The organism is Vibrio sp. 661, from assembly GCF_033339315.1.
Lineage (GTDB): Bacteria > Pseudomonadota > Gammaproteobacteria > Enterobacterales > Vibrionaceae > Vibrio > Vibrio alginolyticus.
The window spans coordinates 1-1125 of the sequence record NZ_JAWOUJ010000115.1; the positions used below are offsets into that span (position 1 = coordinate 1).

Consider the following 1125-nt stretch of genomic DNA (forward strand, 5'->3'; position numbering starts at 1 on the left):
CCCTGAATTTTCAGAGCTAGTTCAAGGATATTGGCGTGCGGCAGATTGGGGAATGACGGCTCAAGAGCGTTTGTCATTTCTTAAGCAACATATTGAGTTAGGGATCACTACGGTCGATCACGCAGACATTTACGGTAACTACGAATGTGAAGCGTTGTTTGGTGAAGCGTTAGCTTTGGATAAAAGCGTACGCGACCAAATCCAGATCGTGACCAAATGTGACATTAATTTGTGTGGTGACAAAACACCTGAACGCAAAATTAATCACTACGACACAAGTTCGGCACACATTTACCAATCAGTGAACAACTCACTTGAGCGCTTAAATGTGGATGAAATCGATGTGCTATTGATCCATCGTCCAGATGTATTGATGGATGCTGATGAAGTTGCGGAAGCATTCACGGAGCTGCACAAAGTAGGTAAAGTGAAGCACTTTGGTGTGTCCAACTTTACGCCGCGTCAGTTCGAATTGCTGCAATCGCGCCTTGGTAAACCTCTTGTGACTAACCAAGTGGAAATCAACCCGCTTAATTTTGAGGTTGCGCACGATGGAACGCTGGACCAAATGCAAATGTTGCGCACGCGTCCAATGGCGTGGTCTTGTTTAGGTGGCGGCTCAATCTTCAGTGGGGAAAGCGAGCAAGCGATTCGCGTTCGTAACGAGCTAGAAGCGATTCGTGAAGAAGTGGTAAGACGCATCTCTGAAGGTGAAGCCTCTATTCTTGCGGATCAAGAAGAGATGAGTATCGAAAGTATCTGTGAAGCCGCGGCAAATGGCGATCCTCTCGCGGTTGATGTGATTGAAAAATTGGGACGCTATTTAGGTTCTGCAATTGCTATCGTGATCAACTTGTTTAACCCAGAAAAGATTTTGATTGGTGGGGTAATTAACCAAGCGAAAGAGGTGCTTTATCCAGCCGTTCGCCGTTGTATTGAAGAACAAAGCTTGCCTGTTTATCACCAAGATCTTGAGCTGGTGGAATCTCGCTTTTATAAACAAGCGACGATGCCGGGCGCTGCGCTGATAAAACAAGCTCTGTATGATGGGCAGTTGTTAATGAAGGTGGTGGAAGGTTAATCACTTCTTTCTATCTTTAATTTGATTTAGGGTGTGGCTCAAGA

At 45.4% G+C, this 1125-nt stretch carries 1 protein-coding gene; it reads left to right on the plus strand.

The annotated features are described in order from the left end of the window. A partial coding sequence (locus R7P69_RS25080; RefSeq protein WP_318121813.1) for an aldo/keto reductase occupies window positions 1-1081 on the plus strand: 1081 nt, incomplete at its 5' end. Between the last annotated feature and the right edge of the window lie 44 nt (window positions 1082-1125).